The sequence below is a fragment of the Gallionella capsiferriformans ES-2 genome (genome assembly GCF_000145255.1).
Classification (GTDB): domain Bacteria; phylum Pseudomonadota; class Gammaproteobacteria; order Burkholderiales; family Gallionellaceae; genus Gallionella; species Gallionella capsiferriformans.
Genome location: NC_014394.1, coordinates 747,308 through 767,407, shown reverse-complemented (window position 1 = coordinate 767,407; position 20,100 = coordinate 747,308). Strand labels below are relative to the sequence as shown.

Annotated in this window: 20 protein-coding genes; 3 read left to right on the top strand and 17 right to left on the bottom strand. The window is 50.9% G+C overall.

Annotation, left to right across the window (positions count from 1 at the left end; genetic code table 11):
- Positions 1–10: 10 nt before the first annotated feature.
- The 14 genes from GALF_RS03595 to GALF_RS03530 form a co-directional block, all read right to left on the bottom strand.
- Positions 11–655 (bottom strand): methyltransferase family protein, encoded by a 645-nt coding sequence (locus tag GALF_RS03595; protein ID WP_013292693.1) that lies wholly within the window; start codon positions 653–655, stop codon positions 11–13.
- On the bottom strand, positions 652–894 hold the full coding sequence (locus tag GALF_RS03590) for a DUF2933 domain-containing protein (protein ID WP_013292692.1): 243 nt from the start codon (positions 892–894) through the stop codon (positions 652–654). Before GALF_RS03590 ends, GALF_RS03595 begins: the two co-directional genes overlap by 4 nt.
- A 44-nt stretch (positions 895–938) precedes the next feature.
- On the bottom strand, positions 939–3,329 hold the full coding sequence (locus GALF_RS03585; protein ID WP_013292691.1) for a heavy metal translocating P-type ATPase: 2,391 nt from the start codon (positions 3,327–3,329) through the stop codon (positions 939–941).
- A gap of 39 nt (positions 3,330–3,368) precedes the next feature.
- Entirely contained in the window at positions 3,369–3,785 is a 417-nt protein-coding gene (locus tag GALF_RS03580) for a hypothetical protein (protein WP_013292690.1), read from the bottom strand.
- The gene (locus tag GALF_RS03575; RefSeq protein ID WP_013292689.1) at positions 3,779–4,246 is read right to left on the bottom strand and encodes a hypothetical protein; all 468 of its coding nucleotides are present in this window, start codon (positions 4,244–4,246) and stop codon (positions 3,779–3,781) included. The genes GALF_RS03580 and GALF_RS03575 overlap by 7 nt, the downstream gene beginning before the upstream one ends.
- 353 nt (positions 4,247–4,599) lie before the next feature.
- Positions 4,600–5,868, bottom strand: coding sequence for an HD-GYP domain-containing protein (locus GALF_RS03570; protein ID WP_041937950.1), 1,269 nt, complete (start codon positions 5,866–5,868; stop codon positions 4,600–4,602).
- A gap of 150 nt (positions 5,869–6,018) precedes the next feature.
- The gene (locus GALF_RS03565; RefSeq protein ID WP_013292687.1) at positions 6,019–6,297 is read right to left on the bottom strand and encodes a hypothetical protein; all 279 of its coding nucleotides are present in this window, start codon (positions 6,295–6,297) and stop codon (positions 6,019–6,021) included.
- Between the two features lie 81 nt (positions 6,298–6,378).
- The gene (locus GALF_RS03560; protein WP_013292686.1) at positions 6,379–6,849 is read right to left on the bottom strand and encodes a DUF2231 domain-containing protein; all 471 of its coding nucleotides are present in this window, start codon (positions 6,847–6,849) and stop codon (positions 6,379–6,381) included.
- Positions 6,850–6,886: 37 nt separating this feature from the next.
- Positions 6,887–7,324, bottom strand: coding sequence for a DUF411 domain-containing protein (locus GALF_RS03555; protein ID WP_013292685.1), 438 nt, complete (start codon positions 7,322–7,324; stop codon positions 6,887–6,889).
- 13 nt (positions 7,325–7,337) lie between these two features.
- Positions 7,338–7,808, bottom strand: coding sequence for a cation transporter (locus tag GALF_RS03550; RefSeq protein WP_223293725.1), 471 nt, complete (start codon positions 7,806–7,808; stop codon positions 7,338–7,340).
- A gap of 199 nt (positions 7,809–8,007) precedes the next feature.
- Positions 8,008–11,118, bottom strand: coding sequence for an efflux RND transporter permease subunit (locus tag GALF_RS03545; protein WP_013292684.1), 3,111 nt, complete (start codon positions 11,116–11,118; stop codon positions 8,008–8,010).
- 1 nt (position 11,119) lies between these two features.
- Positions 11,120–12,703 carry an efflux RND transporter periplasmic adaptor subunit gene (locus GALF_RS03540; protein WP_013292683.1) on the bottom strand — a complete coding sequence of 528 codons (1,584 nt, stop codon included), beginning with the start codon at positions 12,701–12,703 and terminating at the stop codon, positions 11,120–11,122.
- Complete coding sequence (locus tag GALF_RS03535; RefSeq protein WP_013292682.1) at positions 12,700–13,953, bottom strand: TolC family protein; 1,254 nt, start codon at positions 13,951–13,953, stop codon at positions 12,700–12,702. The genes GALF_RS03540 and GALF_RS03535 overlap by 4 nt, the downstream gene beginning before the upstream one ends.
- A 216-nt stretch (positions 13,954–14,169) precedes the next feature.
- The gene (locus tag GALF_RS03530) at positions 14,170–14,541 is read right to left on the bottom strand and encodes a DUF2946 family protein (RefSeq protein WP_013292681.1); all 372 of its coding nucleotides are present in this window, start codon (positions 14,539–14,541) and stop codon (positions 14,170–14,172) included.
- 302 nt (positions 14,542–14,843) lie between these two features.
- On the opposite strand from GALF_RS03530, the gene GALF_RS03525 reads away from it, so the two are divergent.
- From GALF_RS03525 to istB, 3 genes are read left to right on the top strand one after another with little or no spacing between them, the layout of a single operon-like run.
- A complete protein-coding gene (locus tag GALF_RS03525) occupies positions 14,844–15,845 on the top strand; it encodes a hypothetical protein (RefSeq protein WP_150102561.1) in 1,002 nt (333 codons plus the stop codon).
- 35 nt (positions 15,846–15,880) lie between these two features.
- A complete protein-coding gene (istA, locus tag GALF_RS03520) occupies positions 15,881–17,422 on the top strand; it encodes an IS21 family transposase (RefSeq protein WP_041937949.1) in 1,542 nt (513 codons plus the stop codon).
- A gap of 23 nt (positions 17,423–17,445) precedes the next feature.
- Positions 17,446–18,180: an IS21-like element helper ATPase IstB gene (istB, locus tag GALF_RS03515; RefSeq protein WP_013292678.1), complete on the top strand. Its 735-nt coding sequence runs from the start codon at positions 17,446–17,448 to the stop codon at positions 18,178–18,180.
- A gap of 948 nt (positions 18,181–19,128) precedes the next feature.
- Here the strand turns inward: istB and GALF_RS15640 are convergent.
- Genes GALF_RS15640 through GALF_RS03505 form a run of 3 tightly spaced genes read right to left on the bottom strand, consistent with a single transcriptional unit; the run spans position 19,129 to position 20,071 of the window.
- Positions 19,129–19,287: a hypothetical protein gene (locus tag GALF_RS15640; protein WP_013292676.1), complete on the bottom strand. Its 159-nt coding sequence runs from the start codon at positions 19,285–19,287 to the stop codon at positions 19,129–19,131.
- A complete protein-coding gene (locus tag GALF_RS03510; RefSeq protein ID WP_013292675.1) occupies positions 19,284–19,691 on the bottom strand; it encodes a hypothetical protein in 408 nt (135 codons plus the stop codon). The genes GALF_RS15640 and GALF_RS03510 overlap by 4 nt, the downstream gene beginning before the upstream one ends.
- Positions 19,688–20,071, bottom strand: coding sequence for a hypothetical protein (locus GALF_RS03505; RefSeq protein WP_013292674.1), 384 nt, complete (start codon positions 20,069–20,071; stop codon positions 19,688–19,690). The genes GALF_RS03510 and GALF_RS03505 overlap by 4 nt, the downstream gene beginning before the upstream one ends.
- Positions 20,072–20,100 lie beyond the last annotated feature (29 nt).

Genomic DNA, 20,100 nt, shown 5'->3' with positions numbered 1-20,100 from the left:
GACGCACCTCCTATGATTTTGAACGTGTTCGTTGCGGGATGAACCTTGATGTATGAGCCGCATATTCCCGCCACTGCGCGCCAAAACGGACTTCTGCATCTCGCTCCTCGGTATGCGCCAGACGCACATACATCCACACCAGCACAGGGAACATCAACAGGGTCAGCAGCGTTGGCCATTGCAACAAGAAACCAAACATGATGAGTACGAAAGCATCGTACTGGGGATGGCGGATTTTGGCATAAGGCCCGGTAATCGCCAGTTGATGATTGCGCTGCGCCTGATAGAGAATTTTCCATGCAGATGCAAGCAGGATGAATCCGCCGCCGATGAACACAAAACTGAGCATGTGTAACGGATCGGTGTGCGGATCGCCCCTCCAGCCGAGCAGGGTATGCCAGAGGTGACCGCTATTATGGGAGGAAATACCGACACCGGGATAACGGGTTTGCAACCAGCCGGCAAACAGATAAATCGTCAGTGGAAAACCATACATTTCGGCGAACAGCGCCACGATGAAGGCCGAGAACGCGCTGAACGAGCGCCAGTCGCGCGGCGTTTCTGGCTTGGTGAAGCTGAATGCAAATATGATGAACACCAGCGAGTTGATGATGACCAGCGACCACAGGCCATAATCGGGAGCGTCCGTATTCATTTTGACTCTCCTTCGGATGAACCATGATTATGCTGGTCATGGTTGTTATGGCCATGATGCATGAACAAGTGCATCAGCGGGCAGGCCAGCAAGAACAGAAATGGCAATGCACCCAGCAGGTGGGCGCGGTGTTCGGTAAACAGAAAAAATGCAGCAATCGCCAGAAATACCACCAGAATCCAGTTGTATCCCCTTGGTACACAGTGTGCATCTTGCTTAGTAGATTCGTCCTGTTTCATCACGTTCTCCTTTCAGGAAAAAGTTTACGTCCAAAAAAACCTTGTTACATCTTCACCCGATTCAGCCTGAGCGCATTCAGTATCACCGACACAGAACTGAAACTCATCGCTGCGGCGGCGATGATCGGCGAGAGTAGCAAGCCGAAGAACGGGTACAGCACGCCTGCCGCAATCGGAATGCCGAGTACGTTGTAGATGAAGGCAAAAAATAGGTTCTGGCGGATGTTGCGCATGGTGGCGCGTGACAGACGCAGCGCACGCACGATGCCGTTCAGGTCGCCCTTGATCAGCGTGATGCCTGCACTCTCCATCGCCACATCGGTTCCGGTGCCCATCGCGATGCCCACCTGCGCCTGAGCCAGTGCAGGCGCGTCGTTGATGCCGTCGCCTGCCATCGCCACGATGCGCCCCTCTGCCTGCAACTGCTTGACAATGGAGGCTTTCTGCTCAGGCAGCACTTCAGCTTCGATACGGTCTATGCCCAATTTTTTTGCAACCGCTTGTGCCGTGATGCGGTTGTCTCCGGTAAGCATGATGACTTGCACGCCTTCTTCATGCAGGGCGCGGATCGCCTCTGCCGTAGATGCCTTGACCGGATCGGCCACGCCGATCAGTCCCGCCGCCTTATTTTCGATTGCCAGCAGCATCACCGTCTGTCCGTCGCTGCGCAGCGCCTCGGCACGGATGTGCAAGTCGCTTGCATCGATGTGTAATTCTTCAAAAAGTTTGAGATTGCCCAGCGCGATTGCCCTGCCCTCGACCGTGCCCGCCACGCCCTTGCCGGTGAACGATTTAAAATCACTGACTGTGTTGAGTGTTATTCCCTTTTTCTCTGCGCCGTTCACGATAGCTGCAGCCAGCGGGTGTTCGCTGGCGCGTTCCAGACTGGCGCCCAGCCGCAGCACCTCATCCTCTTCAAATCCGGCAAGCGGAATGACCGAAGTCAGTTTCGGTTTGCCCTCGGTCAGCGTGCCGGTCTTGTCCACTACCAGCGTGTTTACCTTTTCCATAATTTCCAGCGCTTCGGCATTCTTGATCAGCACGCCGGCCAAGGCACCGCGTCCGGTGCCGACCATGATGGACATCGGCGTGGCCAGTCCCAGCGCGCACGGGCAGGCGATAATCAGCACCGCCACCGCGTTGACGATGGCATGCGCCAGGCGCGGCTCCGGCCCAAAGAGTCCCCATACCGCTAGTGTGGCGAGCGCTGCCAGCACCACTGCCGGCACAAAATAACCCGCAGTGACATCGGCCAGCCGCTGGATAGGCGCGCGTGAACGTTGCGCCTCGCTCACCATATGCACAATCTGCGCCAGCAAGGTGTCTGCCCCTACGCGCTCGGCGCGCATCAACAAACTGCCGGTGCCGTTCACCGTGGCACCGATCAGCCTTGCATCTGTCGTTTTTTCCACCGGAATGGATTCGCCGGTGACCATGGATTCATCCAGCGAACTGTTACCTTCCAGCACCACCCCGTCTACCGGCACCTTCTCGCCAGGACGCACGCGCAGCACATCGCCAGGCTGCACTTGTTCCAGCGGAATGTCTTCCTCGTGTCCGTCAGCACGCACGATGCGCGCGGTTTTTGGTGCTAAGCCCAGCAGCAGTTTGATTGCGGCACTGGTCTGGCTGCGTGCGCGCAATTCCATCACCTGCCCCAGCAGCACCAACGCCATGATCACCGCAGCAGCCTCGAAATAAACCGGCACGGTTTCCCCCATGCTGCGCATTGCAGGTGGAAAATTCCCCGGCAGCAACATCGCAATCACGCTGTATGTCCACGCCACGCCGACACCGAGCGAAATCAGCGTGAACATGTTGAGACTGCGGTTGACCAGTGAAGCCCAGCCGCGCCGGAAGATCGGCCAGCCGCCCCACAACACAACCGGGGTTGCCAGAAAAAATTCCAGCCATTGCAACACCGTCATCGAAACGGAATCCGGTATGAATTGCGGTGCCAGATCGGATGCCATCGCCATCACGAACACCGGCAAGGCCAACGCCGCGCTTAGCCAGAAACGGCGCGTCATGTCATGCAATTCGGTATTGTCATCATCAGGTGCGTTGCGCGGCTCCAGTGCCATGCCGCAGATCGGGCAACTACCGGGTTCATTGCGCACGATCTCAGGGTGCATCGGGCAGGTATATTCGGTAGCACCTGACTTGGCCGTAACTGGTGCAATCGGTTCCAAGGCCATACCACACTTGGGACATGAACCCGGCGCAGGCTGGCGAATTTCCGGATGCATCGGGCAGGTGAATACACCTGCAATTTGAACAGTAGCCGTCACAGCCGGCTTAAGGTATTCAGTGGGATTTGCCTGAAACTTGGCCAGACACTTCACGCTGCAAAACAGATAAGTTTGTCCGCTCTCTACGAGGCGGTACGTGCTGTCGGCAGAGACTGTCATGCCGCATACGGGATCAGTTGCCATTGCATGCCCCTTTCCGGTGGTGAAAATTGCCTCAGTGAATCATTTGATCAACCATTTGAAGCTTCTGGGAGACTTGTCGCCTGCCAGACGTATTTGCAGTTCCATTGATCGTGGCTGAGGAGCAACCGCCTTGAAGCGCAACAGCCCCTTGCGGTGATGGCCTCCGGGCGGCGCGCCGTCCCAGGCCAGCGGCAGGTATTGCTTGCCATCAACAATCAGCGTTGCAGACTTGGTCAAATCATCGCTCAAGGCCTGCGTATGGGTTTCCAGCGTCACCTCAAAAGTCCATGTTTTCGCATCCGCAGGAATAGCTTGCAGCGCAGTGGTTACCTTGATGCCCCGCTCGTTGCTTATTTGCGGCGCAATCTCCGCCGCATCGCATGTCGTAATAAGGCCGTTATGCACAAAGGCAATCAACGTTGCAAATGCAAAACTGCTCAAATATTTTTTCAGCATTTTTTATGCTCCCGCGTAGCGTTGATAACTTTAGGTACGATATAGAGAATACCGGCCACGTTAAAGGCAAGACCTGCCCAGAACAACTCAATCTGATATTCTGCAACGATGGTGAGAAAGCCGGTGACACCCAGAACAGGCAAGATATTGACCAGATAATGTGCGCAACAGGAAACCATTGCCGCAGTGGAGGTCGTGCCGGACACCGCTACCACCTTGCCTGATGCGCCATGTTGCCCGACAAGTTGCTTGAGGTAGGTGTAGAGACCGACCTGAATGCCAAATCCCAACGCAAGGGACACGAAGAAATACCAGAACTTTGTAAACTGTTCGAGTGTGAAATCCACCCCGGAAATCAGGCTGACCACAGCAAAATTAATGGCGAGCAGCAACACAAATGCACCCGCTCCAAATTGGATGGGTCTTATGGATAGAGCCGTCTCAGATTGTTGCTGCGTCATGCTGACCTCACATTCAGTCGAATTCAGTCTAATGATTAAATTCCAGTGTGTCCATGCATTACTGACATGTCACCCGACTCATCCGCTCATTCGGTGCTTACCCTAATGTCTTCTTTAATAAATTCAACATACCATCCTCATGCATCACAACAGGTTCATAAACAGGTGGCTTTTCTGTCGAAGGTGATTGCCCATGATTACAGGTCATTGTCCAACGACGCTGCAGGACATTTTTGCAATAATCATAGCGGCACGCACTGGGGCCTTCCCGTAACAGCTAGGCTTAACATTTGACAGCTGCATTTATTCCCATGCGAGTTTTCCATAAATTTCCCTATCGTTATTGAAATCCACTAGAAATATTTTTTTATTATCACTTTTAGTGTTTTCTGCAAATATCCTCGATCGGATTGTCCAATCTCGCCGTATAGCGTGGCGGCGACAGTTATGAAGATACCGACTACTTCAGGATCAAAATGTCCCCCGGCTCCATCCTGCAAAATTTTTAATGCGTCATCAATCAATAAGGACTCCTTATAGGGCCGTTTTGACATCAAAGCATCGAACACATCAACCACAGCAAACAATCGTGCCGAAAGAGGAATATCCTTGCCATAAATGCCGTGTGGGTAGCCGCTGCCATCAAATTTCTCATGGTGAAAAAGCACCACGTCCCGGGCACGCTTCAACCAAGTTGAATCCTGAATAATCTCCCCGCCAAATACAACATGGCGTTTCATAATCTCAAACTCATCCGCAGTCAGTCGCCCCGGTTTCAGTAGTATCTGATCCGGAACTCCAATTTTTCCGACATCGTGCAGAAAAGCACCAACAATCAGCGATTCGATGCTATCTCGATTCAGGTTCATTGTTTCGGCAAGCCTGACCGAATACAGCGTCACCCGGTAATTATGCGTATCGGTATCGGCATCTCTTTTTGCTATAGCGCTACCCAATGATTGCAATAATTCAAGGTTCGAATCCAAAAGCGATTGAGACAGGGACTCGGACCGCCGCGTCAATCCAAGTAAAACGGGGTAGAGCAAGATTAAAATCAAAATCACCGCAACGAAAGAAGTCAGTGTTGCATTGCGCGCCTGATGTTTTCTTGCATATCGCGTTCCAACATCAAGACGATAGACGCCTTCAAAATACACTTCCGTCACACGCATCGAATCAAGCAGTGGTATGAGCACTTGCACGAAATCTTCATCCTCATTCGTTAGCCAGTTATAGTGTTGCTTGCCTGGCTTTGGAAAAACATGCTGATGCGCTTGCACAGTACTTCGAAGACTGCCGGCCTCCATCCCCCATGCTTCCATCAATGATTTTCCGGATGAATCGAAAATACGGATGCCTGCAAAGCTGGAGTTCTCCAATAGTTTGGCAAGTTCAAGCAGACTCATTTGAGAGTCCGCCGCAACCAGTTTCCGCATTTCAGGGGAATCGAAATGTCTGGCACTTGCCGCAGCTTGTTCAAAGGCCATCTTTTCGACTCTCCAGTTTTCCAGATAAAAAACAAGTGTGCCGACAAGTACGCTGATCAATATGCCTGATACAAAAAATCTTGTAAGCAGATAACGATGGAGTTCTCTGGAATTATTGGGAATGGCTGCAAACATGATTTTCTGCAATGCCTCATTTCAAATTTATTTGAATCTGATTGATAGTTGACTTGCTGGCTTTGTCAAAAAAGCCGACATATCAATTCAAAAGGGGAAAAAATGTACGCCAAAATATTGTTCATCCTGGCGCACACTGAAACACGTAATTTAGTGCTTCTCTTTCAAGTGATCGTGCATAGGCATGTCTTTAGGCATGGATTCACGATGACTCTTACCGCTCGCAGTGCTTCCGACAGGCATGCCGGTTTTCTCTTCCATATGATTGTGTCTTTTCACAGGCTTTTTTGCCTCTGCCTTTTCAGTCTTAACTGTCTCAGTTTTTTCCGTTCCGGTGTTGGTGTCGTGAACATCAACGGCAAATGCCGTTACATTGAAAACAGAAAATATAACCAAAGTGGCAGCAAGCAATGTAGATTTAAGTTTCATTTTATTCTCCGAATGGTGGTGGTTAAAAAATATGCTGTAACAAAAATTATTTAAACGCGCATCGACACCTCCTTTCAATAATTAGTGGGTATGCTCCTCATGCGCAGGCAAGGACATCACACCCAAGCCATGCCGATAGACCACCTCGCCACCATGCCAGGCAGCGCTGACCACTAGCAACCACGCCGCGATCAGCAAAACCAGAAAACCTGGCGAGGGTGCCGTAAAAGAACGACCGCGCCACACATCCCAAGCGGCAAGCAAAGCCAGCGCACCGAGAGCGGCAAGTGCCCAGTTACAATGGATCGTCATGGCCAGATGTCCCGCTTCGTCATGTTCGACACTGTTATAAGCTAGCCAGCCGAACACCGCTGCGATACAGGAAAAAATGGCCGCTGCCCACAACATCCAGCGACCCATCGTCAGGCACTGCATCGCCCATGAGCGATTTTTGAATATCGTACCTACGGCAATAAAGGTTACCGCAGCCGTGGCAAAGGCAATTGGGAAATGCACCAACACCGGATGCCAATTTGGAATAATTTCAATCATTACTGCCCTTTTAAATTTATGAGTGCAAATAGATTAGTTATTCGACTGAGAACACATACGGTTCTTTCCCATCTTTCGGGACGGCGTAAACGGTCAGCGTTCCCTTCTTTGTCTCTCCCATCCCCGGTGAATTCATCTTCATTCCGGGCACACTGATGCCGACAATCGCGGGCTTCTCATTGAGCAGTTTGCGGATGGCATTAACGGGAACATGCCCCTCAATGACATAGCCATTCACCAACGCCGTATGGCAACTAGCGGCATGTGACATGCCATAACGCTTCTTGACGGCACTCATGTCGGACTCATTCACCGCCTTCACCGTAAAATCGTTCTCGCGCAGATAGTCCACGTATTTCTCGCAGCAGCCGCACGTCGGACTCTTGTAAAGAGTCACTGCCGTTGCGGCTTGCGCTGCACCTATACCTGCCAAGGTGAGTGCTAGAGTGATTGCCAGTAGTTTAAAAATTCTCATCGTGTTTCTTTCATTAATTGAAATTATCAGGCTGTATCGCGCTATTGGTGCGAATGGCACGCAGTGCCCGGATCGACTCGCGCAATACATGCAGTGCCGAGCGTAAAAAGAGTGCGGCAAGTGCCAGACCAACAAGGATGTCAGGCCAGCCGGAATGGGTGAGCCACACGCCCACGGCAGCAAACAATACCGAGATATTCGCAATGATGTCGTTGCGCGAGCACAACCAAACCGAACTCATATTGATGTCATCCGCACGATGTCGCCAGAGCAGAAAGAAACATGTGCCATTCGCGGCAAGTGCCAGCAAGCCGATTGCCCCGATAGCCTCATACACAGGGAGTTGCGGGAACGCGATCCGGTAGATCACCTGCCCGAGGACGAAGAAGCCAAAGGCCGCCATGATGATGCCTTTGAGCAGTGCCGCTCTGGCTTTCATGGTGGCGCTGCGTGCGACCACGTAGAGGCTGAAGCCGTACACCATTGCTATCGCCCAGCATATCCAGCGAATCCGCCACCAGCGAAATCGAGTTGCCGAGCAGTCCTGCCGTGAGTTCTACGACGAACATGACGGCATTGATACCCAGCACTATCTTGAGTGTCGAGCTTTGGCGATATCGAAGTGCGTCGATCTCGCATGCTTTGTCATTGCAACAATCAGCCATTACTTTTCACCTATTGAATTATCTGATTTCTCTGTTCTTGATCAGCGCATAGATCACCGGAATCACCAGCAGCGTCAAAATCGCTGAGGAAATCATGCCTCCCACCATAGGCGCTGCGATGCGGCGCATCACTTCCGAACCCGTGCCGCTGCTCCACAAAATCGGCAACAGCCCTGCCATGATCGCTACCACGGTCATCATCTTGGGACGTACCCGTTCCACAGCGCCGTGCATGATGGCTGTGTGCAGATCGACGGCGTTCGGTTGACGGCCTTCATCAGAGCAACGTGACTGAACGTCCTGCCACGCCTGCTCCAGGTAGATCAACATCACCACCCCCGTCTCCGCTGCCACACCCGCCAGTGCGATAAAGCCAACCGCCACGGCGACGCTCAAGTTGTAATCGAGCAACCACAGTAGCCACACACCGCCGACCAGCGCAAACGGTACGGACAGCATCACCACCAAAGATTCGGTGACGCGTTTAAAATTGAGATACAGCAACAGGAAGATGATCAGCAACGTGATGGGAATGACGATCTTCATTTTCGCGGCAGCACGTTCCATGTATTCGAACTGCCCGCTCCAGGTTGCATAGTAGCCAGGCGGAAATTTCACCTGTGCTGCAACTGCTTTGCGCGCATCGGCCACGTAAGAGCCAATGTCACGATCACGTATATCCACAAAAATATAAGCGGAAAGCAGCGCATTCTCGGTACGGATAGCAGGCGCACCTTTACTCAGGCTGACCTTGGCAAGCTGTCCAAGCGGAATTTGAGCACCCTCCATGGTTGGCACCAGCACTTCGTGGGCAATCTGTTCTGGATCGCTACGCAATTCGCGCGGGTAACGTACTGTCACGCCAAAACGTTCCCGCCCCTCTACCGTCGTCGTGACCATCTCACCACCCAGTGCGGTAGAAATGACTTCCTGTAAATCACCGACGCCAATCCCGTAACGTGCCAGGGCAACGCGATCAGGTTCAATATCAAGGTAGAAACCGCCCGTTAATCGTTCGGCAAAAGCACTGGTGGTACCCGGAACCTTCCTAACCACAGCTTCAATTTCCTTGGCGAGCCGCTCCATTTCATCCAGATTTTTACCAAACACCTTGATGCCTATCGGCGTGCGAATACCGGTTGCCAGCATATCGAGACGCGCCTTGATCGGCATCGTCCACGAATTTGCCACACCGGGAAATTGCAATGCTTTGTTCATCTCGCCGATCAGTTTGTCGATCGTCATTCCAGGTCGCCACTCCTCCTGCGGCTTTAAGTTAATGACCGTCTCAAACATCTCCAATGGTGCAGGATCGGTTGCAGACTGCGCGCGCCCAGCTTTGCCATATACGGACATCACTTCAGGAAAGCTCTTGATAATCTTGTTCTGCGTCTGCAACAATTCCGCCGCCTTGGTCACCGACATGCCGGGCAAGGAGGCGGGCATAAATAACAACGTGCCCTCATTGAGCGTTGGCATGAACTCGCTACCCAATCGGGTAGCGGGATAGGCTGACAATATCAAAACCAGTGCAGCAACGACGATGGTCATTTTCTTGTGTTTCAGCACCGCAGCAATAAGCGGACGATAGCCCGTGATTAACCAACGGTTTAGCGGATTTTGCGCCTCTGGTTTGATGTTTCCGCGTATGAATAGCAACATCAGCACCGGCACCAGTGTGAGCGAGAGCAACGCTGCGCCCGCCATGGAAAAGGTTTTGGTGAAAGCCAGCGGAGAAAACATTCGTCCTTCTTGCGATTCCAGCGTAAATACTGGCAAGAACGATACGGTGATGATGAGCAGCGAAAAGAACAGTGCCGGTCCGACTTCCTTGCACGCCGCAATCATCGCTTCTGTGCGCGATTCACCTTCTTTTACCCGCTCCAGATGTTTGTGTGCATTCTCGATCATCACGATAGCCGCATCTACCATCGCGCCGATGGCAATGGCAATCCCGCCCAAACTCATGATGTTGGAGTTCAGCCCCAGCACGCGCATCGCAATGAAAGAAATTAAAACACCAACAGGCAGCATCACGATGGCGACCAACGCACTGCGTGCATGCATCAAGAACACCATACACACCAGTGCGACAATTAAACTTTCTTCCAGCAGCGTGCCTTTTAATGTTTCAATGGCGCGATGGATCAAATCGGAACGGTCATATACTGAAACAATCTTTACGCCTTCCGGCAAACCGGGAGCGATTTCAGCGATCTTTTCCTTGATGTTGTGGATGACTTCTAATGCGTTTTGCCCATAGCGCGCCATGACGATGCCTGATACGACTTCACCCTCGCCGTTTAACTCAGTCAGTCCGCGCCGTTCATCCGGCCCCAGTTCGACACGGGCAATGTCGCGCAGCAGCACAGGGGTGCCTCGCTCGGCTTTAACGACCAGATTCTCGATGTCACTCTTGCCGCGCAGATAGCCACGCCCGCGCACCATATACTCGGTCTCGGCCATCTCCACCACGCGCCCGCCAACATCGCGGTTCGAGTCACGGATAATCTGTGACACTTTGCTCAAAGGAATACCATAAGCGCGCAGTTTAATGGGATCAACAGTCACCTGATATTGCTGTACAAAACCGCCGATGGAGGCGACTTCCGCAACACCGTGTGCCTTGGTAAGCTGGTAGCGTAAATACCAGTCTTGCATGGTGCGCAGCTGAGCGAGATTATGCTTCTCGCTCAACACCGCGTACTGATACACCCAGCCCACCCCGGTTGCATCCGGCCCCAGTTGCGGCGCGACATTTTTAGGCAGCCGTCCCGCGATGCTGTTGAGATATTCCAACACCCGGGAGCGCGCCCAATAGATGTCGGTGCCATCCTCGAAAATCACATATACAAACGATGCGCCAAAAAACGAGAAGCCGCGCACCACCTTGGATTTCGGCACCGCCAGCATCGCGGTGGTGAGCGGATAGGTGACCTGATCCTCAACCACCTGCGGAGCTTGTCCGGAATACTCAGTGTAAACAATTACCTGCACATCGGATAAATCAGGCAGGGCATCCAGTGGCGTTTTGAGTACCGCATAAATGCCCGCCAAGGTAACAAACAAGGTTGCCAGAATAACCATAAAACGGTTTCGAGCAGACCAATCGATGATGGAATTTAGCATCTTAATGTCCCTCGTGTTGCTGCGGCGCAAGCGCTTGCAACTTGGTAATCACCCATTCATCGGGTTTTCGCTCGACGAGTTCGAAGGTGATCTTGCTACCTGGTTTGATACCGGCGGCCAATGAGGAATTAGTCAAAGCGAAGTCCATGGTCATGCCGGGCCAGCCCAGTGATTTGATCGGCTCATGGGTGATGCTCACAGAACCATCCTCATTGATGCCGTTCAGGATGCCTGCTGCCTGATGACCTATTGTTGCAGGATTTTTCTTTGGCGCTGCAGGAGTTGCATGCGCTGAGTGATCTTCTGCGACGGGTGTAGCCCCGCCATGTGCTGCATGACCACCAAGACCACCCAACGCCGCTTTGAGGTTACTTTCCGCATCGATCAGGAACAAGGCCGAAGTAACTACCTGCTCCCCCTCTACAAGGCCATCCAGTATCTCGACATAATCGTTGCTGCGGCTACCCAATTTGACAGTGCGCGGCGCAAAGCGGCCTTGTGCTAATTGCACCAGCACCACCTGACGCATGCCACTGTCTATCACCGCCGAAGTTGGCACCGTCAGCATCCGAGTATTACTGCCTACGGGCAACGTCACGTTGGCAAACATGGATGGCTTAAGCAAACCTTGTGGATTGGCAATCTCCACGCGTACTTGCACGGTGCGCGTCGCGGAATTCAAAGTCGGATAGACGAAGGCGACTTTTCCCTTGAACAACTTATCCGGGTATGCACCGATACTGACCTGTGCGTCACTACCTGTCGTTACCTGCCCGATATCCTGCTCGTTGATGTCTGCCAGCACCCACACTTGAGACAAGTCGGCGATCTGATACAACGTCTCTCCCGGCATGAAGCGCATGCCCTGTACGGCCTTCTTTTCCAGTACGATGCCCGATACCGGCGCGTAATAGGTCAGGCTGCGTCTGGATTTTCCAGTGGTTAATTGCTTTATTTCTCCCGGCGTAATATCCCAGTTTTTCAGGCGTGCCAGACTGGCATCAGCCAGTTGCTTCATGCCCGCTTTAGTTTCTTCATCTGCATTCTCAAGTTTTGCTTCGCCTTGTGCGGCAATCGCGTATTCGCGCTGCGCCGACACCAGTTCGGGGCTGTACACATCAAACAACGCCTGTCCACGGTTAACAGTCTCTCCGGTGCTGTTCACATAAAGGTGTTCTACCCAGCCCTCGAATTTCGGTGCGATGGTATAGGTACGGCGTTCATCGATTTCAATGCGTCCGGTGGCATGAATGGTTTTGTTTAAACCGCGTAGCGTGGCTGCTTCGCTTTTTACGCCGAGTTTTTGCACTTTTTCAACACTAATATTGACACCCCCCTCCTCCTGAACAGCATCACCGTCATACACCGGTACGTAATCCATCCCCATCGCATCTTTTTTGGGTACCGGCGAGGTATCCGGCAAACCCATCGGATTGCGGTAATAAAGAATCTTGCGTTCCTCCTTTACGGCATCGGCTGTAACCGGCGCTGTCACCCCGGAGAAGCGCTTTCCCAAGCTATAGCTGCCAGCCGAAATAATCGAAACGACGACAATAATTGACACTAATACTATGATTTTTTTCATAACTCTTCTCCAATCAGGCGTTCAATTTCAGCTAGGCGCAATTGCGCGTCATACTGCGCTTTGATGCGTTGTTGGCGCGCTTTCAGTATTTGACGCTGCGCATCGAGCAGTGTGGCAAAATCAAGTTTGCCAGTCTCATACCCACTCAGCGCAGATTGAAAACTCAGCTCAGCTTGAGGTAGAAAACGCGTAGCGATGAGTGTCTCGGTACGCTGCGCGGTCTCAAGACCGGATACACTTTCCGATAATTCCGACAACACTTGATTGAGCAGAGATGCCTGACGCGCAGCGGATGCGGCCATCTTCGCTTCCGCTTCATGCTCCTGAGAACGGCGCGATTCCTGTTGCAACGGAAGATTGAATTCAACCATCAGATCCCAGCTCTTCACGACACTGCCGCTCTGTGTTGGGGCGACGCCAAGAGTAAATCCGGGATAACGGTTTTTATAGGTCAGGTCGCGGCTCTGCTGGGCTTCGTTGACGCTCGCATCAGCCACTTGCAGCTGCGGATTGTGCGCACGCAGCCTATCTTCCAGCGACGTAAGTCGTGCTGAGGCGGGAATTGGACGCAATTGCAGCGGCTCCGCCAGATCTGCATTGGCAGGACGCGACAGTAGATTGTTCAGGCTTGCATGCACATGATGCTGTTCATTGTCCAATTCAATCAGCATAGTTTGCAAATCAGTTTGTTCGATTTGCGCGCGTATCACTTCCTGCTGTGTACCCAGCCCGTTTGCATAGCGAGTTTGCGCGATTTTTTCCAGGCGCTTAGTTAAATCCAATGTTGCACGGGTCAGTCTGATACTGTCCGACAGGTAGTAATGCATCGCATAGGCAGTTTTTATTTTCCCGCTCAAATCCACCCATGCAATGGCAGTTTGTCCGCGCGCCCCGGCAACTTGTGCTTCGGCTATTCCTCTCTGTAAATCGAGCTTGCCGAACCACGGAACGCTTTGCATCAGCAAATAACGCGTACCGCCTACCTGTGACGGCAACAAGCTCGGCGGTTTATTCGTGCCTTGATTAGTAATGTCCATCAACTCGGTACGCAGCACCGGATCAGGCAATGCACCGGCGGGTTGCACGCGCAGCGAGGCGGCCTCGGCCTCATATCGCATCGCAGTCAGAGCCGGATTGTGTTCGCGCGCATAACTCAATAAACCCTGTAAGTCTGCACCTAAAGGTGGCTCTGCAGCTATTGCCGCAAAGCTTGAGGCGCAGCCAAACAGCATTGAAATCAGATTTTTCATATTATTCCTCACGGACTCGTAACGAGTTACGCTGCAAATCCGTCTTTGTTATTGCACCAGTGAGAATGATCAGCAAACCACGAGCATTGGTATTAACAAAATGTGTGCGTGCGTCAAACCGGTAAAACAAGGGCGAACGCAGACGCTTAAAGACTAAGGACGAGCTAGAGTCAGATCAATTTACGAAACTGGTAGACGGAGTCGTCCTGTAGAGCACTAAGCGAGAGGTGGAGGAACGACAGGTGTGGAGGTGATGGAATGATACGAGAATAAATAGGGCGTGACCGAAATGGCAGATTGCAGAACTTCTAGGTTCTTGATTGCCTGCACACCCAAATATCCGCTGCATGCCAGATGGCAGACAGCACAGGCGGTGCAGGATGTTCCGTCCTGATCGTTGTTGGGTGACTGATCATGCGACATCGCGTGTTGATGTTCATCCATATCTTGCATCGTATCCATGCCAGCTTCATGGCACGAGCCATTCTGTATTTGCATGGATACGCTAGCCGCCAGCGCTCCACCGCTAAACAGTGGTAGCCAGATGGCTAAAAGCACAGCGATAAATTTTCGGACGAAACTGGACATGCGCTGAGTTTTTCAGATGCAGGAGCTAATGTCAAGATAAAAACATACAAAATAGAAACTTCATGCCAAGGGCGGGTAATGGCACATTATTCCGATAGATTAATTTCTAATTCTATGAACGCTTGCTATCTGATACCAGCCAATCAGCACTTGTGAATTAGAACGTTTTGTAATGTAAGGCATTGCTATCCGAATATTTCATTCCATCCACCGAAGTATGTGGCGGCTGCGGAGCGGGCTTCGCGCATAGCCATTCCATATCCATCTGAGAATGCTTGACCTACATGCTTTAGCTGGCTATAGTGATTGCTAATTTACAATCAACGATCATGACAACCAGCCAGATTACACAACAAATCAACACAGATCTCGTCTCCATGGCAAAGGGCGAGGCTCGCTCATGGGCGCAAATTGGTCTGCTGCTGGATCAGGTAGATCATAGCGGCTACTGGCAAAAATCTTCCGGCTCTTTTACGGAATGGCTCAAGGCATTAAGTCCTTCCCTTAATTTGAAAGAAGCCAGCCTTTGGCGTTACCTCACGGCAGCAAGGTATTACCAGGAGTTACGCAAGACTTTAATTGCTAGTGGTGTATCCATTCCTTCCCTTGATGAATTATCCGACAAGGTGAGTCCCGAGAATATCGAAATTCTCTCAAAACTGGCTCGTGTTATGCCCGATGATGTCTTTCGGAAAATCGCACAACAAGTCGTGGCTAGCACCGTAACTCGTGCGGAACTGCGAGAAACCTGGCTTGCCTATCGTCCTGTACTAGAAGGAAGGACAGCGCGTGGAAAGGGTGTAGCAGTTCCAAAAATCAATCCAGCGGATTCCTTTCAGTCTGAGTCCATGCTGGAGGCGCAGGTCTTTACAGCGTTATCCGCTAACGGATCTGAATGGACTGGCATTGAACGTCCAGACCGTTACGAATTGTTCATGCACGTTAGCCCAGAACCACCTCTCAATGCTCGCCAGAGATTTACGTTTGACGCAGTGGCCGCAGTGCGCGCCCATAAGTCAGCCCCTCTTACATTCCATGGGATTGAGATTAAAGGGAGTTACCTTATTAGTAGATCCACTTACGAATTGCTTGAGCGACAAACCCCTTTTTGCGACTTCCTTTGGGTTGCAACCCATGGACGCACATCGGAACTGAGCATGGAGTGCATACCGGAACATGTTGGTTTGATGATCGCCGATGGCAACAGCATCCAGGTCATACGTCCTGCACAACGCAGCCAACAATCCGGACACTACACGGGTGAATTGGCCAAAGGCTTGTTGGTCAAGGTCTTCGCTCGCTGAATTTTTTGAGAATCATAATATAGCCGGCTATATTCATGTGTAACAGGAGATTAAATATGAGGAAGATAAGGCAGGTGCTGCGACTCACCTTTGAGATGGAGCAGAGCAAACGCGCCATTGCCAGCAGTATAGGAATTTCCCGCGATTCCGTTTCGGATTACTTGACACGTTCAGCGGTAGCGGGTCTATCTTGGCCTCTGCCATCAGATATGGATGATGCCGAGTTGGAGCGACGCCTGTTCCCATCTCTGCCCAAGGATAATACTTTGCGCAAATCTGAACCCGACTGGATGAAAATCCATCAGGAATTGAAGCAAAAAGGCGCGACGCTCCAAGGATTTCATGAGGAATATCTAGCCGAGTATCCAACTGGACTATCTTACAGTTACTTTTGCCAGCGTCACCGGGAATTCGAAAAAACGCTGAAGCGTTCTATGCGCCAAATCCATGTGGCAGGCGACAAGGTTTTTGTGGACTACGTTGGTCCCACGATGAAAATAACCGATATTGCTACAGGTGAAATCCAAGAGGCCCAAATCTTCGTCGGCGTATTGGGGGCGTCATGCTACATTTATGCCGATGCAGTCTGGAGCCAGAGTCTACCCAATTGGATTGATTCCCATGCGCGCATGTTCGAGCACTTTGGTGGGGTGCCCGCCGTTGTTGTGTGTGATAACTTAAAGTCTGCCGTCATTCGGGCCAGCAAAACCGACCCCACCATTAATTCCAGCTACCAAGACATGGCTGATCATTACGGAACCATGATTATCCCCGCCAGGCCATACAAACCGAAGGATAAGGCTCATGCGGAGAATGGAGTTCTGATCGTTGAACGATGGATTCTCTTCCGGTTGCGCAAACGCATCTTTACTAATTTAGCTGATCTGAACGATGCCATTCGAGAACTTCTCGTTGATGTTAATAACCGCCCATTCAAGAAGCTACCTGGCTGCCGTCGCTCCGTTTTTGAGGCTATCGACCAGCCCGCTCTCCGCCCCTTGGCACTCGAAAAATATACATTAGCAGAATTCCGCCGATTTTGTGTCGATCACGACTATCACATTGATCTGGGCGACCGACACCTATACAGCGTGCCCTACACGCTAATTCGAAAGAACGTTGATGTCCGTGTGACAGCCACCACCGTCGAAATCCTTCATGGTGGCCGCCGCATTGCGACCCATCCACGCGCTAACGGGCCAGGAAAAACAACTGACAAGGAGCACATGCCTTCTTCCCATCGCTATCAGCAGGACTGGAATGAAGACAAAGCGTTGGGCTGGGCACTGGGTATCGGCCCCAATACGCATAGTTTTTTGAAGTTGGCTCTATCCAAGTTAGCTCGCCGGGAACAATCCATGCGTGCAGACAGTGCGCTGAAGTCCATGGGCAATGCGTTCGGCGAAGATCGACTTGAGTCGGCGTGTGCTCGGGCACTTGCCATCGGAGCGAATCATGTGAGTCGTGTGCGTAGCATTCTGGAGAAGAATCTTGATCAGCAGCCCATTTCTGCACCAGCTGTACAGGAAGCGAATTTCGACCACGACAACATTCGTGGCCCCCAATATTACCACTGACCCATTCCACTAAGGAGAACGAAATGCTTATTCAGCAGACTATTACCAAACTTCAAAATCTACACCTAATTGGCATGGCCAAGGGCTTTGATGATCAGTTATCGAGTGTGGCGGCCATGAGCCTCAGTTTTGAGGAACGCTTCGGAATTCTGATTGATCAGGAAACCACTTACCGTGAAAACCAGCGCCTAAAGCGCCTGCTGAAAACGGCCAAGCTCAAATTCAATTCCTGTGTCGAGGATATTGACTACCAACACAATCGCGGATTGGACAAGAGCCAAATGGCTTCGCTGGTGACTTGCCAGTGGATTGAGAAAGGTGTGAATCTGATCATGACCGGCCTGACAGGTTCGGGAAAAACATGGCTGGCGTGTGCTTTTGGCAATCAGGCATGTCGGCAGGGGAAAACGGTATTATTCCAGCGGCTTCCACTTCTCCTAGAGGAGTTGCAAATCAGCCATGCGGATGGCAGTTTCAGAAAGCGCTTGGCACAACTGGCGAAATGCGATCTGTTGATACTAGATGATTTCGGAATGGCAGCGCTAACTATTCAAGGGCGGAGTGACTTACTAGAGGTCATTGATAGTCGTGTGGGAGGGCGTTCAACCATCGTCACCAGCCAGATTCCCGTGGAAAATTGGTATGGCTACCTAAGTGGCGGAAATCCTACCGTTGCCGATGCAATCTTGGATCGAATAATCAGCGGATCATTGCGTATTCCGTTGCAAGGTGAGTCGATGCGGAAACTACGTAAGTAAACTGGCAATATTTCCAAATTCAGCGATGAGCCGACGCTACCCGAAAGAGGCGTCGGCTTTATTATTTTATAGGGTGGCGGATTTGGGTGTTATGAGTGGCTGGTTTGCGAGCATTACAGATGGCGCTATTGAAGTATTATACGTGGTGGGTTTGGAGCATTTTTGGTGGCGGTTTTAGGGCATAAAACGCACTATTTGCACCAGTTGCGCGTCGTGTATCGCTATGCGTTTTGGCGGGGGAGGACTTGACGATCAGCCTGAGCTGCCTAATTACTCATAACGGATGCAATTCTATATGTGGTTCAGGGGATGGAAAACCAAAGGATAAATAACAGTTCTTAAAAAACGTGTTTCACGTAAAAGAGAGTTGCAGGACATCCTTAAAAAATTGAATAAAAACTAACAAATTACTATTTAGTGAGAGTTCACTTGCTTTATTTATATTAATCATTCTCAAGACTGACAACGCTAATATCGGCTATACATGACCCGACAATAAGGCTATTCTCAATACGAAATGAAGTTGGTTCATCATCTTCGTTAAGAACAGGATATTTGCGCGGCTCCCTAGCAAAGGTGTTATTAACTTTAAGATTTCTTTCGCTGATAGCTATATTAATAACGTACATAGCCGTTTTAAAGAAGCCTATTCCAGCCAAAGATATTAAAAAACAACAAAAAAATCTAGAAAACCAGAATGATTTTTGACTAAAACGATGACGGCTATAGCGGGGCACAAAACGCCAAGCAATATGAATAAGTAACCTGAAAATAATATTAATTTTGAACGCATATAAATCTCCTTGTGGTTTAATTATACACAGCAGAGGACTTTACCAAAGAGAATAATAACCTACACCACTACTGATGATTTTCGTAATCAGTAGTGGCTAACTTCACGAATTACTCGCCAACGAAAATTTAGATCAGTGCCAAGCACCAGAATTTTTAGTCAGAAAGATGTAGCTCAATCTCACGGCCATCCGGCAGCCGTATAAACAGCCGGAAAGCGTATGAATTGACGCGTGCTGCCAACGGTTGCAGGCAGCGCTCCGCCGTCCTCACCAGTTCCTGGAGTTGCGCTTCGTCGGGCACCTTGTTTTTCATATCGAGGTAAACTCCAATATGCCGAACTGATACGCCTTATCAGCGTTTACCTGCCTCCATGCCTCGATGCACCGACTTTGAGTTTCTTCATCCGGCTGATGTTGCCACTCAGTTTCAGGTGGATACGACGTAAAAAGCCCGAGGGCACCGCGGATATTGACGATCGCGTCCGCAACATTCTCCTTGCGCGTGATACCAATATATAGACAGATCGTCTTCGTCTCACCCTGCTCATCTGTGTACATGGCATAGTGTGCAAATCCGTCATGTCGTGGCAAGCCGTCTTTAATCATCTGTGCCGAGCCTGCCTCAATTTCCTTTCGCTCACTTTCTGGCAAACCTTCAAGATATTCGTCGAATGTTGTAAAGCCGCTTTCCATGCCGGATATCATTTCGTCATTCATGCTGAGATAAACCCCATCACACCGAACTGACATACCTTGTCGGGATTTGCCCGTTTCCATTCCTCAATACAACGCTCCTGAGTTGCTTCATCAGGTTCAAGTTGCCACTCAGATTCCGGGGGATATGTCGCAAAAAGATTAAGATCATTGCGAATGTGTGCAATGGCCGCCGCCACATTATCCTTGCGAGCGATACCGATATAAAGACAGATCGTCACCGTCTCGCCCTGATCATCGGTATACATCACATAATGTGCAAAGCCATCACGGCGCGGCAGACCTTCTCGGATCATTCTTGCAGTACGCTCTTTGAACTCTACTTGCTGCTCAGGCGATAGCTTGGCCACATAATCAGCAATTATTTTAGAACCGTTACCCATGATAATTTATCCTTTTGTAGTTAGGGATT